This window comes from Streptococcus sp. A11 (assembly GCF_043674225.1).
Lineage (GTDB): Bacteria > Bacillota > Bacilli > Lactobacillales > Streptococcaceae > Streptococcus > Streptococcus suis_V.
This window is the reverse complement of sequence record NZ_JBIMJS010000007.1, coordinates 16,796-29,279: the sequence shown is the minus strand read 5'-3', so window position 1 is coordinate 29,279 and position 12,484 is coordinate 16,796. Positions and strand designations below refer to the sequence as shown.

Sequence of the window (12,484 nt, the reverse complement as noted above, 5' to 3'; positions counted from 1 at the left end):
CCCTTTTTTATAGCATGAGTCTGTTTAATAAGTTCCCTCTTCGCCTTGACTGGTCAAGATAACAGGACCATTTTTGGTGATGACAAATTGGTGCTCGTATTGGCAAGATAAACCGCCATCCAAAGTTTTATGAGCCCAACCTGTTTTCATATCGGTGTCAATTTCCCAAGTACCTGTATTGATCATAGGTTCGATGGTCAAGACCATACCTTCGCGTAAACGGAGACCACGGCCTTTAATTCCGTAGTGAGGCACCATTGGTTCTTCGTGAAAGGTTGGACCAACCCCGTGACCAACCAAGTCACGGACTACACCATAGCCGAGACCTTCGGCATATTCTTGAATCGCCGCGCCAATATCACCAATCCGATTGCCAACAACAGCCTGCTCCATTCCACGATAGAGACATTCTTTAGTCACTTCCATCAGCTTGGTCACTTCTTCGGACACCTGACCAACTGCGTAAGCCCAGCAAGAATCCGCCACACCACCGCGATAGCTTTGGGTGATTTTCTTCATGGCTGCTACATCGTTAAAATTGAGTTTTGACACATCGACAACTGCTTTGTCCAATGGCTCACTCAGAACCATGTCCACCTTGAGCAAATCGCCTTCTTTGAGTTTGTAATGACGCGGAAAGGCATGAGCCACCTCGTCATTAAGACCACAACAAGTGGCATAAGGATAGTCCATGATTTCGCCATCTACACCGATTTGAAGGGGCAAAACATTCTTTTCCTTACAAGTCTTTCGGACATATTCTTCTACTTCCCACATGTCTACGCCCGGCTTAATCAGCTCACGCAATCCGATATGCACTCCAGCCAAGACGTCTCCTGCACGATTCATGGCATCAATTTCACGCTGTGATTTAATGGTAATCATTGGTTCTCCTCATTGATTTCTAATCTAAAGTCTGCTTTTTTCAAGCTAAATTTCAGGTATTCCCGCGTCTTGTGACTATAACGGTCACTCCCTCGATAGTGGTCAACCTGCACAAAGCCAGCCTTTCTGGCCACAGCCTGACTAGCAGCATTTTCCAGATGGGTGATGATGGTCAGCTCACGCAAGCCCAATTCATAAAAGGCCAAAAAGACTAGGTTGCGCACGGCCTCCGTCATCAGACCCTGCCTCCATTTTTCTTTTTTAAGGAAATAGCTGAGCTCCGCAGTCAACTTGCTCTCGTCCATTTTTTCAAAACAGAGCGCACCGATTAGCTGCTGGGAAACCTTGTCCACCAAAGCCCAGTTTCCCAAGGGTTGGCGCATAAATTTCTCCACCATGGTCGCTACTGCCAAGTTCTTGTCGGGCAAAGCCGGAAAAATGAAAGGCATCTTTTCTGGCTTAGAAACCATCTGGTAAAAATCATCCCCATCTTCGTAGCGAAAAGGCCGTAAGATGAGGCGTTCTGTTTCAAATCTGGCAGTCGCTGCCAAGCCCATCCATATAGTCATCATCTATCTTGAGAGGCTGGAATGACTTCCAGCCTCCTTCTTTTATTCTTCTACTAGCTGGATGTCCGCACCCAGTTCTGTTAGTTTTTCGATAATATTGGAATAGCCCCGAAGGATAAATTCAATATTGGTGATTTCTGTCCGCCCTTGTGCCATCAAACCAGCGATGACCATGGCCGCACCTGCACGTAAATCCGTTGCTTTAACAGGCGCTCCAACCAAATTGTTTGGACCTTCAAAGGCAATGTGATTGCTGCGGGTCATGATTTTGGCACCCATATTTGACAATTCCTGAACATGTCCGACACGTTTTTCATAGATTGTATCGGTAATTGTCCCAGTCCCCTCTGCCTTGAGCAAGAGTGGGGTAATGGGTTGCTGCAAATCCGTCGCAAAGCCTGGGTAAGGCGCTGTTTTTATGCTGACTGCCTTAAGCTGCTCCTGTTTTTCAACAAAGATGCTATCCTCAGAAACAGTCATCCTAACGCCCATTTCCTCCAATTTGGCAATGAAACTTTCCAAGTGTTCGTAGAGCACATTGTCAATGCGGATACCTTCCCCAACTGCTGCTGCAAGTGCGATATAGGAACCTGCTTCAATCCGGTCAGGAATGACTTGGTGACGGGTACCATTCAAACGGTCAACACCTTCGATGGTAATGATGTCTGTACCAGCACCGCGAATATGGGCTCCCATGTTGTTCAAAAGAGTTGCTACGTCAATGATTTCTGGCTCACGCGCCGCATTTTCGATAACTGTCCGCCCTTCAGCCTTGACAGCCGCCAAAATGGTATTGATAGTCGCGCCAACACTGACAACATCCATAAATATATGAGCCCCACGGATACGAGAACCATCCGTCGCCAAACGCATATACTCGCCCTCGTAGGTCGTTTCAGCGCCCATAGCAGCAAATGCTTTCAGATGCAAATCGATGGGACGGGGCCCCAGGTCACAACCACCTGGTAGACCAACCACTGCCCGTCCAAAACGACCTAACAGCGAACCGTAGAAATAATAAGAGGCCCGCAGACTATTGATTTTCCCGAAAGGCATGGGCATATCCTGCACACCACGCGGGTCAATCTCAAGAGTTTCGCCGTCACGTTTGACCGTTGCCCCCATAGTCTCCATAATATCAATCAAACTATCTACATCGGAAATAGCTGGCACACCATCCAGAGTTACAATCCCATCCGATAAAATAATGGCTGGAATCAATGCTACAACAGAGTTCTTAGCACCACTGACTGTAACAGTCCCTTTTAAAGGTTTCCCGCCTTGAATTACAATTTTTCTCATACTAGAATTTCTCATTTCTAACTTTGCCCAAAAAGGCATACGTTTTATTTTACCACAAGCTTAGTGAAAATGCTAGTTATTTGAAATGAAAAGGGTAGCCCTTGCAGGCCCCCTTTGCTTTAATCGAATATTTTCTGGATACGCTCTTCTGCATCTTGCAAGTAGACTTCCAATTCATCCCGTGTCAAATAAGGCACACGGCCATAAAAAACATGGCCAAGAACTTGGGCGTCATTGCTATTGAAGAGCCAATCAGAGGTCAAAAACTTCATGGCTTGGTCAATCGGTGTCAAGCTGCCATCTGTATTCTGCGGTTGCCCTGTTGGAGTAAAGAACATGGCTTTTTTCGTGGAAAATAGCTGGCGCGGTTCATCGGATTCAAAGCTGTAGGCAAATCCATGCTGAAAAACACGGTCAACGTAGCCTTTCATGATAGCCGGCATCCCATTCCACCAAGACGGAAAAATGTAAACCAGCAAATCACTCTCCGCAATCAAGTCCATCTCAACTTGAACATCAGCTGGATAGGCAGCTGCATCGCGAACAAACTGACCATTTTCAATATGGATGGCATCCTCTCCACGCAATACAGGATCAAAACCCAGCGCATACAAATCACGCACAGTCACTTCTATCCCATTTTTGCGTAAAGCCTGCTCAACCCGCGCCACCAAGGCATGGGTAAAACTTTCTTTTCGAGGATGGGCAAATACAATCAGGGCTTTTTTCATCACAAGACCTCCCTATCAACTAGGCCAAAGCCTCTTTCAAAGCATCCACCTTATCCAGTCGTTCCCACGGAAGGTCAATGTCTGTCCGTCCCATGTGTCCATAAGCCGCCGTCTGCTTATAAATCGGACGCTTGAGGTCTAACATTTGGATAATTCCCGCTGGGCGCAGGTCGAAAATCTGACGCACAGCCGCCTCTAATTTGCTTTCAGAAACAGTGCTGGTGCCAAAGGTATCAATACGGACAGAAACAGGCTGGGCCACACCGATAGCATAGGCTAGCTGGACTTCTGCCTTCTTGGCAAATCCTGCCGCGACAATATTTTTGGCAATATAACGGGCTGCATAGGATGCTGAACGGTCAACCTTGGTCGCATCTTTACCAGAAAAGGCACCTCCACCATGACGAGCATAACCGCCATAGGTATCCACAATGATTTTACGACCAGTCAAACCAGAGTCACCTTGCGGACCACCGATCACAAAGCGCCCTGTAGGATTGATAAAGAACTTAGTTTGATCATCCAGATAATTTGCCGGAATAATCGCTTTAACGACCTGCTCAATCACATCTTGACGAATTTGTTCTTGACTGATCTCTGGGTCGTGCTGGGTCGAAATAACTACTGTATCAACACGAACAGGCTGATTATTTTCATCATACTCAACAGTTACTTGAGACTTGGCATCTGGACGAAGATAAGCAATTTCGCCTGATTTTCTCAACTCTGCCAAGCGACGAACCAACTGATGACTCAGTGAAATTGGCAATGGCATGAGTTCCGGCGTTTCATCTACCGCAAAACCAAACATGAGCCCTTGGTCACCTGCCCCAATCAAATCGAGTGGATCTTGACTGGCATCTTGACGTGCCTCCAAGGCTTCATTAACCCCTTGCGCAATATCCGGTGATTGCTCCACCAATGACGGGTGCACCCCGACTGATTCTGCAGCAAAACCGTATTCGCCCTTGGTATAGCCAATCTCAGCAATGGTATCGCGCACCACGCGGTTAATGTCCACATAGGCTGTGGTCGAAATTTCGCCAAATACATGGACAGAACCTGTGTAAACAGCTGTCTCTGCTGCCACGTGGGCATCTGGATCCTGGGCTAAAATAGCATCCAAAATAGCATCTGAAATCTGGTCAGCAATCTTATCCGGATGCCCCTCCGAAACTGACTCAGACGTAAACAACTTACGTTCTGACATAAAAATGTCCCCCTTTTAAATAAATCTTGTTTGCTAAAAATTTCTGTTTTCCGATAGTTTCCTGAAGTGGTGCAGGCCGAAAGCGATCTCCTGCGGAGTTCTATTTCTTTTTGGCAAACCTAAGTCTTGCCAAGCCCTAGTCATAGAATGTAAACATTCTATGACTTTCACCACGGCGGAAACTATCCCCTTGCGACTTCGTCGCATATTCAACGAAATTTTCTTAGCGGGTTACGACACGAATCCGAGAAAATCGATATTATTTTCTTGGAAAAGTTAGTAAGCCGCTTAGGAAGACCGCAGGATAGTGGCTTCCGTAGAAAATACGGAGCTTGCGACAGAAATTTTCTTAGCGGGTTACGACACGAATCCAAGAAAATCGATATTATTTTCTTGGAAAAGTTAGTAAGCCGCTTAGGAAGACCGCAGGATAGTGGCTTCCGTAGAAAATACGGAGCTTGCGACAGAAATTTTCTTAGCGGGTTAAAAAGTTACAAAGAACCAGTCGTAAACGACTGGTTCTTTGCGAGATTTCTTTGAAATCGAGCAAGGAAGATGATTTACATTGCTACAAATCATTAACCAGTGTTCAGACTGCCTTTTCGGGACTTAATAACCCCTCTAGTATAGCACATTTCTCAACAAAACGTGACCTTTTTAACAAATAAATCGTAAAAAAAGAGTTGCATCCTTACAACTCTCAGAACGTAGACAGACTATACTCTAAGTAAATAAACTGATTAGCTCTGCTAAGAAAAAATTAAATTTGATTTATTTTGCGAGCTGAGCGAGTCTAAACCGAGACTTTCCGCTGTGCTTAGACAGTCTGGGAGACTGTCTAAGGTGGGAAATCAAGAAAGTGAAACTTTCTCACTGCTCGGAGTCATTGAGACCTTAGTCTCAATGACTAGGTATGGAATTCCGTAGGTAGCTCAAACAGTCTGGGAGACTGTTTGAGGAGTAAACCCAGAAACAAGAAAGTTTACTACCGTCCGACATCACCTCAGGAAAGTCCGAAAGGAGACTTTTGTCTACAAACTCTTCCTCTTCTATATAAATTCTGCATCTTGAATAGCCTGTTTGACATCTTCTAATGGCAGATGAACCAGTTCACAGCCCTTCTCCTTGTAGAGATAGTGGGCATAGTCGTCCATACGGTACTCATTGATATAAACCACTCGTTTGCAGCCCACTTGCAGGAGCTGTTTGGAGCAATTCAGGCAGGGGAAATGTGTCACATAGGCAGTAAATCCTTTGGGGATACCTCGCTCTGCTCCTTGCAAAATCGCATTGACTTCTGCGTGGAGGGTTCGGGCACAGTGACCGTCAATCATCAGGCATTCTTGATCCAAACAATGCTCTGTACCAGAAACCGAACCATTATAGCCTGTCGCAATTACTTTATTGTCCTTGACCAAGACCGCACCGACCTTGGCACGCTTGCAGGTAGCACGATTGGCAATCAAAAGCGCCTGCGCCGCAAAATACTCATCCCAAGCTAGACGGTTTGTTGACATAACTTATCCTTTCTATTCATCTAATAGCCGGTAAATTGCCGCCAAATCCTGCGCCGTGATAATGCCAAACAGATCTTCTGGAGACTGAATATTGCCATGACCTTGGCGACTGACCAAGATGGTCGTCCGCTTGCGGCTTTCAAATTGGCTCATCACTTCATAAAGGCTGGTTTTGGCAGAGACTTGCACCACGCGAATACTGTCATCTTCACAGGCTAGGACATCCGCTAGGCTGGCCCGCTCCAATTTTTCTCGGATAGAGCCCGTCTCCTTGCTAGCCTTGGCAAGCCAGTTGGTCAATCCTTTGTCCGAAACCAAGCCTTGATAGGTATTTTGAGCGAAGATAGGAAATTTTGAAAAATGCTCCCTGTCCACTACTTCCAAGGCCTTAATCAGCTTGTCAGAGCCTTCAAAGGTAACGGGCTTGACTTTCTCAATCTGGCGCAAAAAGTTACCAATCGTCATGGGTTCTTGATACTGGGCGATGACCTTTTCCAAAACCGCAATCAACTCCTGCGAAGGCTGGGCCACCTCCTGCAAATTGGTGCGATTTTCATGGACCAAGAGATTACGGAGCTGACGAGCTACATAGAGCTTGTCCCAGTTGGCCTCGACTGGATTGTGAGGACTGAGTTCCTTGGCCTTGGCAAGCATGGATGCTACGTCGGCGTATTCACCATCTGGAACCTTGCAGACCTTGCGCAAGATTTTATCCAAGTCATTAAAGAGCTGTAAAAAACGTGTTTCACTCATGTTAATCTACCATGTGCGATTTGAGATAGGCATCGACCATACGCTCAGTCGCCTGCACAGAGTCCAAATGGGTACGCTCGTAGGAATGGCTAGACTCAATTCCTGCACCCAGCAGGGCGTGTTTGACATCTGCACCTGCTCGCATAGCCGCAGAAGCATCTGAACCATAGTAAGGATAAATGTCTAATTTGTAAGGAATGTTTTCCTTCTCAGCCAAGGAAACGAGGTGCTGACGCAATTCATAATGATAAGGACCGGAGCCATCTTTGACACAGATAGAAACCGTGTATTCATCCGTCTGCTGGTCGTCTCCCATCGCTCCCATATCAACCGCTAGGTACTCTACAACCTTATCTGGCAGGCTAGAATTGGCACCGTAGCCGATTTCTTCATTGTTTGAAAAATAAAAATGGGTGGTGTAAGGGAGGGTGATACCCTCTTCCTTGTAGGTCTTGAGCAGGTTGATGAGAATGGCTGCCGAAACCTTGTCATCCAAATGACGGCTCTTGATAAAGCCAGTCGCTGTAACCACCGTACGCGGATCGAAGGAAATGAAATCTCCGACTTCAATACCCAAAGCGCGCGTCTCATCCGCAGAGCTTACTTTTTCGTCCAGTCGGATTTCCATATTGGTCTGATTGCGCTCAGCGGTATTGGCATCGCGGTAGACATGGACAGAAGTCTGGTGCATGAGAATGGTCCCCGTAAAGACCTTGCCGTTTTTCGCACAGTGAATCAGGCAGTTTTCACCTTCAATAGAAGGGTAGCCAAATCCTCCCACCAAATCCATTTTAATCCGACCGTCTGGTTTAATGGTCCGAACCATTGCTCCGAGTGTGTCTAGATGAGCAGTGACAATGCGGTGTTGTTGGTCACTTTCCCCCAGCACTGAAACCAGAATGCCGCCTTTAGCAGTCTTGGTCGCCTGATAGCCGAAGGACTCGACCTCGCTCTTGATATAGTTCATAATGTCCGTCGTAAAGCCCGTTGGCGAAGGTGTATTGGTTAATTTTACAATATAATCTACTGTTTGCATGGAAACCTCCTGTTTGTAAGACTATTATACCACTTTTAGCCATTTATTTTGCTATAATGAAAGCATGAAAACCTATCAAAAAATTTATCTTCTTTTGGTCGAGCGACAGGATTATATCAGCGGTGAAGAAATTGCTCAAGAATTGGGGGTCTCTCGGACTTCGGTTTGGAAAGCTATCCGCCAGCTGGAAATGCATGGATTGACCATCGAGGCTGCCCGCAATCGAGGTTACAAGCTGGTGGAAGGCGATTTGCTCTTGCCGGATGTGATTGCTGAGACCTTGCAGATTCCTGTCTACATCAAGGCCGATAGCGACTCTACCCAATTGGACGCCAAACAAGGTATCGAAAACGGTCACCCCAGCCCTGCCCTCTATCTGGCTCCCTATCAAAACAAGGCCAAGGGTCGGTTCGGGCGCCCATTTTACACCTCAAAATCCGGTGGCATCTATATGTCTCTCAGACTATCGCCCAATGTTCCCTTCTTGGAATTCAAGCCCTACACCATCTTGGTGGCAGCCGCGGTTGTGAAAGCTATCCAAGAATTGAGCGACTTGGACGTGCAAATCAAGTGGGTTAATGATATTTATCTGGGCAAGAAAAAAGTCGCTGGCATCCTGACCGAAGCCATTTCTTCCATGGAAAGTCAGACCATTACAGACGTCATCATCGGCGTTGGCATCAATGTGCATATTGATGATTTTCCAAAAGAGTTGAAAGAAACAGCAGGAAATCTCTTTGAGGACCACCCCCCCTTTACCCGCAATCAACTCATCACAGCCATCTGGCAGGCCTTCTTCCACACAGATGAGCGGGAATTGATTGCCCTCTATAAAGAAAAATCACTTGTCGTAGGCCAACAAGTGAGCTTTGTCGAAAATAATGTGACTTTCACGGGCACAGCCATCGCCGTTACTGATACTGGAAACCTGGTCATTCAACTGGACAATGGCAGGGCCAAAATGATTTCTAGCGGAGAAATCAGCCTTTCTTCTTGGACGGACCATTAAAGAGGCGTATGAATTGCGTAACCTTATAGGCAAAACGAAGGTTGCGGATGACGATAAAGGCATAGATGCCCGCAATCAAAAAATCCCCAGCCAAAATCGAGGCATTCATAAAATAAGTCGCTAAAATCGTAGTCAATGCTAAAAATATAAAATGTGATAGTCTCATACAATAGATTATAGCAAAAAATTCAGCCAATGGCTGATTTTTGTGTCACAAACATCTTTCATGTCAAAAATCTCCAATTTGCACAGCCAGACATTGAATTTTTAATATCTGTCTTGCTAAAAATAGCCAAATGAACTATGCTAGAAGAAGTTTTCAGGGAGGAAAGTAATGTAAAAAAATTCTTGCACTTATGCTTACAAGTTTTCTAATCTTGGCTGGATGCCAAACCATTCTATCGTCTGAGCCACAAGTATCCAATCTGGTGGATAAGTCCAGTCTAACCGAGGTCAAAAAACGGCTTGAAGCAACCTTCCATAAGAGGATGTCAACCAATTTTTATAGCGCTATTCCAACCTAGGCAACAAAAGATGTCACGGTTCATGCCCAAAAAATGTAAGAACATCTATCCACCATTTCATTTTCAGATAAGGCCAAAATGGTATCCGTCGTTATGCACGATGATTTGGACGGCAATAACCTCTTCATCAGTCACGTGGGTGTCATTGTTGAAGATGAAGAAGGCGCCCTTTTCGTCGAAAAACTTTCCTTCCAAGAACCCTACCAAGCCTGGAAATTCAAGAACAAGGAGGCTGTCTACTCTTACTTGCTAGACAAGTATGCCGTGGACTACAGCCAAGAAACTGCTCAGCCCTTTATCATGGAAAACGATAAGCTTGTAAAAAACAAATCGTAAGAAGAAACAAAAATCAATCACGGCAACAAAATGAAAGACTGCCTTGATTGATTTTTTTATATAGCAGAGAAGTTCTAATCCTCCACAATTTCCACTGTGTCTGCCAAAAATCCAAATTCCTCTGGCACTGGGCTTTCTTCTTTCTCAACAGTTTGCGCCTTGGCTCCTTTGGCTTTGGCTGAAAATTCCGCCCGAATGGACAACCAATCTTCGTGGGCGATGGCCAAGATTTGCGGTGAAAATCCGGCAGCCTTGCTGAGAATATTGCCAAACATGGTATTGAGATTGTCCCGTTTCATGGTTTGTTCAGCATTAAGCGGGGACTCAAAGGCTAAAATTGCGTGATTTTCATTGGCCGCAACCGGCTGTGAACCGACTAGCAAGGCACGGTCTGCACCAGACAAGCTCTCGATAATCTCACCCCAAGCATTTTGTAGGCGGGTCAAATTTTCACGCGCCTGAGCTGGATGTTCCATGGCCTCTTGCAAAATAGCATGAACCTTACTGGTGTCTAATTTGTATTTCTTAGGTGCCTGTGGTTTGCGGGAAACCGGCTTGACTTGGACAGGTTGACTAGATAAATTAGCCAATTGTTGCTGCAAATCTGCCACCTGCTGCTGGAGCTTGGTCAATTGCTGGGCCAAATCGTCTGGTAGCTCTGCCATTTTCCAAAAAGATGAACCATCCTCAGCCAAGCGAATGGTCATCATCTCGGCGTAAATCTTGGGCTGGGGACTGGTCTTAATGTCGCTCAAGCCCTTAGTCACCTGCTCAATCATGGCAAAAATCCGCGCCTGAGGCAGGGCCAAATTTTCCGTAAAACCTACGGTTAAGTGCGTATCCTCGCCACCGGTCTGAACCACGAGCATGTCCCGCAGATAATGGAGCAAGTCCGTCGCAAACCGGCTCATGCTCTTGCCTTGATCGAACAAGGTCTGTAAGTGACTGAGGGCCTCTAGGCTATCTGCTTGACGAAGGCTGGTCACATAATCATCCAGCGCCTTCAAACTGATAGAGCCTGTGATTTCCTCAGCGATAGCCAGGGTGATTTCTTGATTGGGACTGAGACTGAGAGCTTGATCGAGGATTGACAGGGCATCCCGCATCCCACCTTCTGCCCGACGGGCAATGACAGTCAGAGCTTGGCTGTCAAAGGTAAGACCTTCCTTGGTCAAAATTGCCGCCAGATGCGCCTGAATGTCGGTCACCTTGATAGACTTAAATTCAAATCGTTGCACCCTGGACAAAATGGTCGCTGGAATTTTGTGCAACTCCGTCGTCGCAAGAATAAAGACCACATTTTCCGTCGGCTCCTCCAAGGTCTTCAAGAGTGCATTAAAAGCCCCAGTCGACAGCATGTGGACCTCGTCAATGATATAAACCTTGTAGGTTGCAAGGCTAGGTGCATAAGTTGACTTGTCCCGAATATCACGGATTTCATCGACACCATTATTGGATGCCGCGTCAATCTCAATCACATCCTCCAGACTGCCCTCGGTAATGGCCTGACAGATATAGCAATCATTACAAGGCTCACCCGCCACCTGATTGGGACAGTTCATGGCCTTGGCGAAAATCTTGGCAGCCGAAGTCTTACCCGTTCCACGAGGACCCGAAAAGAGGTAGGCATGGCTGATTTTACCCTGCTCAATGGCCTGCTTGAGTGTAGTCGCTACCACCTCCTGCCCCACCATTTCTCCAAAGGTCTGGCTCCGGTATTTCCGATATAAAGCTTGGTACATTACCCTTTTTCTCCAAACATAGCAAAATTCCAATTTGTCTTGTCCACTAGGAGGGCGACAAATTTCTCAAGGTATTCTTGGTCAATGGCATCATAATCCGCAACCAGTCTGGAATCCAAGTCCAAAACGCCCAAGAGCTGACTGTTTTTCACCATAGGCACCACGATTTCGGACATGGCTGCCGCATCGCAGGAGATGTAGTTAGCGTGGGTCCGGACATCGTCTACGATAATGGTCTGACGTTTCTCTGCCGATTCCCCACAGACACCCTTTCCAAGGGCAATGTGAACGCAAGATACGCCACCCTGAAATGGCCCCAAAATCAATTCCTGCCCATCATACAAGTAAAAACCTGTAAAGATAGAGTGAGGCAAAGCTTGATTGAGCAGAGCCGAGGCATTGGACAAATTAGCTAGCGCATTGGTTTCTCCGTCGAGGAGGGCTTCCAATTGAGCCAGCAAGAGTTGATACTGTGCGATTTTTTCTTGATTTTTCATAGAATTATTATAGCACAGAATGAGGAACATTTATAGTTCCAAGTAAAAAAGAAAAAGGCTTGCGCCTACTTCATCACCCACAAGAGGATAGCCAGGTCAATCAGGACCCCAACTGTCCAAGCCAATTTAAAATACCATTTTTGGGTCTTGTGACGGAAACGATTGCCACCTGCCCAAGCACCCAGACCACCGCCCAGGTAAGACATCAAGAGCAGAGTCTTTTCAGAAATCCGATAGGCACCCTTTCTGGCCTTGCCCTTGTCCATACCGTAAGTCAGAAAGACCACCAGGTTCCACACTAACAACAGCATGGCCACAACTTGTTTACTGTCCATTTTTCTCTCTTTCTACTTTCGCTCAATAAAATTCAATC

At 46.3% G+C, this 12,484-nt stretch carries 15 protein-coding genes; 3 read left to right on the top strand and 12 right to left on the bottom strand.

Annotated elements, in window-relative coordinates:
- Positions 1-24: 24 nt before the first annotated feature.
- From ACHBIF_RS05355 to ACHBIF_RS05320, 8 genes are all read right to left on the bottom strand, one after another.
- Positions 25-885 (bottom strand): methionyl aminopeptidase, encoded by an 861-nt coding sequence (locus ACHBIF_RS05355; RefSeq protein ID WP_394719147.1) that lies wholly within the window; start codon positions 883-885, stop codon positions 25-27.
- Positions 882-1,454 (bottom strand): GNAT family N-acetyltransferase, encoded by a 573-nt coding sequence (locus ACHBIF_RS05350; RefSeq protein ID WP_172073786.1) that lies wholly within the window; start codon positions 1,452-1,454, stop codon positions 882-884. The genes ACHBIF_RS05355 and ACHBIF_RS05350 overlap by 4 nt, the downstream gene beginning before the upstream one ends.
- Positions 1,455-1,496: 42 nt before the next feature.
- Positions 1,497-2,756 carry a UDP-N-acetylglucosamine 1-carboxyvinyltransferase gene (locus ACHBIF_RS05345; protein ID WP_105110226.1) on the bottom strand — a complete coding sequence of 420 codons (1,260 nt, stop codon included), beginning with the start codon at positions 2,754-2,756 and terminating at the stop codon, positions 1,497-1,499.
- 119 nt (positions 2,757-2,875) lie between these two features.
- Positions 2,876-3,475: an NAD(P)H-dependent oxidoreductase gene (locus ACHBIF_RS05340; RefSeq protein WP_105110231.1), complete on the bottom strand. Its 600-nt coding sequence runs from the start codon at positions 3,473-3,475 to the stop codon at positions 2,876-2,878.
- Positions 3,476-3,506: 31 nt separating this feature from the next.
- Positions 3,507-4,697 carry a methionine adenosyltransferase gene (metK, locus tag ACHBIF_RS05335; RefSeq protein WP_105110227.1) on the bottom strand — a complete coding sequence of 397 codons (1,191 nt, stop codon included), beginning with the start codon at positions 4,695-4,697 and terminating at the stop codon, positions 3,507-3,509.
- 1,049 nt (positions 4,698-5,746) lie between these two features.
- A complete protein-coding gene (locus ACHBIF_RS05330; protein WP_105111269.1) occupies positions 5,747-6,214 on the bottom strand; it encodes a cytidine/deoxycytidylate deaminase family protein in 468 nt (155 codons plus the stop codon).
- A 12-nt stretch (positions 6,215-6,226) separates the two neighbouring features.
- A complete protein-coding gene (locus ACHBIF_RS05325; RefSeq protein ID WP_394719144.1) occupies positions 6,227-6,967 on the bottom strand; it encodes a hypothetical protein in 741 nt (246 codons plus the stop codon).
- A gap of 1 nt (position 6,968) precedes the next feature.
- Positions 6,969-8,003 carry a M42 family metallopeptidase gene (locus ACHBIF_RS05320; RefSeq protein WP_105111267.1) on the bottom strand — a complete coding sequence of 345 codons (1,035 nt, stop codon included), beginning with the start codon at positions 8,001-8,003 and terminating at the stop codon, positions 6,969-6,971.
- Positions 8,004-8,067: 64 nt separating this feature from the next.
- Between ACHBIF_RS05320 and birA the strand changes: the two genes are divergently transcribed.
- Complete coding sequence (gene birA / locus ACHBIF_RS05315; RefSeq protein WP_105111266.1) at positions 8,068-9,012, top strand: bifunctional biotin--[acetyl-CoA-carboxylase] ligase/biotin operon repressor BirA; 945 nt, start codon at positions 8,068-8,070, stop codon at positions 9,010-9,012.
- Here the strand turns inward: birA and ACHBIF_RS05310 are convergent.
- On the bottom strand, positions 8,984-9,178 hold the full coding sequence (locus tag ACHBIF_RS05310; protein WP_105111265.1) for a DUF3272 family protein: 195 nt from the start codon (positions 9,176-9,178) through the stop codon (positions 8,984-8,986). The two genes, birA and ACHBIF_RS05310, sit on opposite strands and share 29 nt — an antisense overlap.
- A 190-nt stretch (positions 9,179-9,368) precedes the next feature.
- Between ACHBIF_RS05310 and ACHBIF_RS05305 the strand changes: the two genes are divergently transcribed.
- On the top strand, positions 9,369-9,536 hold the full coding sequence (locus tag ACHBIF_RS05305) for a hypothetical protein (RefSeq protein ID WP_172074542.1): 168 nt from the start codon (positions 9,369-9,371) through the stop codon (positions 9,534-9,536).
- A gap of 54 nt (positions 9,537-9,590) precedes the next feature.
- Positions 9,591-9,872, top strand: a complete 282-nt coding sequence (locus ACHBIF_RS05300) for a DUF4300 family protein (protein WP_394719231.1) — start codon at positions 9,591-9,593, stop codon at positions 9,870-9,872.
- A 74-nt stretch (positions 9,873-9,946) separates the two neighbouring features.
- Here the strand turns inward: ACHBIF_RS05300 and dnaX are convergent, their stop codons facing one another.
- The 3 genes from dnaX to ACHBIF_RS05285 all read right to left on the bottom strand — a co-directional run bounded on the left by dnaX (position 9,947) and on the right by ACHBIF_RS05285 (position 12,446).
- A complete protein-coding gene (gene dnaX, locus ACHBIF_RS05295) occupies positions 9,947-11,614 on the bottom strand; it encodes a DNA polymerase III subunit gamma/tau (protein ID WP_394719141.1) in 1,668 nt (555 codons plus the stop codon).
- Positions 11,614-12,111 carry a GAF domain-containing protein gene (locus ACHBIF_RS05290; protein WP_105161290.1) on the bottom strand — a complete coding sequence of 166 codons (498 nt, stop codon included), beginning with the start codon at positions 12,109-12,111 and terminating at the stop codon, positions 11,614-11,616. Before ACHBIF_RS05290 ends, dnaX begins: the two co-directional genes overlap by 1 nt.
- Before the next feature lie 65 nt (positions 12,112-12,176).
- Positions 12,177-12,446, bottom strand: coding sequence for a DUF1294 domain-containing protein (locus tag ACHBIF_RS05285; protein WP_105111262.1), 270 nt, complete (start codon positions 12,444-12,446; stop codon positions 12,177-12,179).
- Positions 12,447-12,484: the final 38 nt, after the last annotated feature.

Excerpts from the sequence above, each read along its gene's own strand:
- ACHBIF_RS05355 (WP_394719147.1), bottom strand. The coding sequence starts at position 885 with ATGATTACCATTAAATCACAGCGTGAAATTGATGCCATGAATCGTGCA.
- ACHBIF_RS05350 (WP_172073786.1), bottom strand. The coding sequence starts at position 1,454 with ATGACTATATGGATGGGCTTGGCAGCGACTGCCAGATTTGAAACAGAA.
- ACHBIF_RS05345 (WP_105110226.1), bottom strand. The coding sequence starts at position 2,756 with ATGAGAAAAATTGTAATTCAAGGCGGGAAACCTTTAAAAGGGACTGTT.
- metK (WP_105110227.1), bottom strand. The coding sequence starts at position 4,697 with ATGTCAGAACGTAAGTTGTTTACGTCTGAGTCAGTTTCGGAGGGGCAT.
- ACHBIF_RS05330 (WP_105111269.1), bottom strand. The coding sequence starts at position 6,214 with ATGTCAACAAACCGTCTAGCTTGGGATGAGTATTTTGCGGCGCAGGCG.
- ACHBIF_RS05325 (WP_394719144.1), bottom strand. The coding sequence starts at position 6,967 with ATGAGTGAAACACGTTTTTTACAGCTCTTTAATGACTTGGATAAAATC.
- ACHBIF_RS05320 (WP_105111267.1), bottom strand. The coding sequence starts at position 8,003 with ATGCAAACAGTAGATTATATTGTAAAATTAACCAATACACCTTCGCCA.
- birA (WP_105111266.1), top strand. The coding sequence starts at position 8,068 with ATGAAAACCTATCAAAAAATTTATCTTCTTTTGGTCGAGCGACAGGAT.
- ACHBIF_RS05310 (WP_105111265.1), bottom strand. The coding sequence starts at position 9,178 with ATGAGACTATCACATTTTATATTTTTAGCATTGACTACGATTTTAGCG.
- ACHBIF_RS05305 (WP_172074542.1), top strand. The coding sequence starts at position 9,369 with ATGCTTACAAGTTTTCTAATCTTGGCTGGATGCCAAACCATTCTATCG.
- dnaX (WP_394719141.1), bottom strand. The coding sequence starts at position 11,614 with ATGTACCAAGCTTTATATCGGAAATACCGGAGCCAGACCTTTGGAGAA.
- ACHBIF_RS05290 (WP_105161290.1), bottom strand. The coding sequence starts at position 12,111 with ATGAAAAATCAAGAAAAAATCGCACAGTATCAACTCTTGCTGGCTCAA.
- ACHBIF_RS05285 (WP_105111262.1), bottom strand. The coding sequence starts at position 12,446 with ATGGACAGTAAACAAGTTGTGGCCATGCTGTTGTTAGTGTGGAACCTG.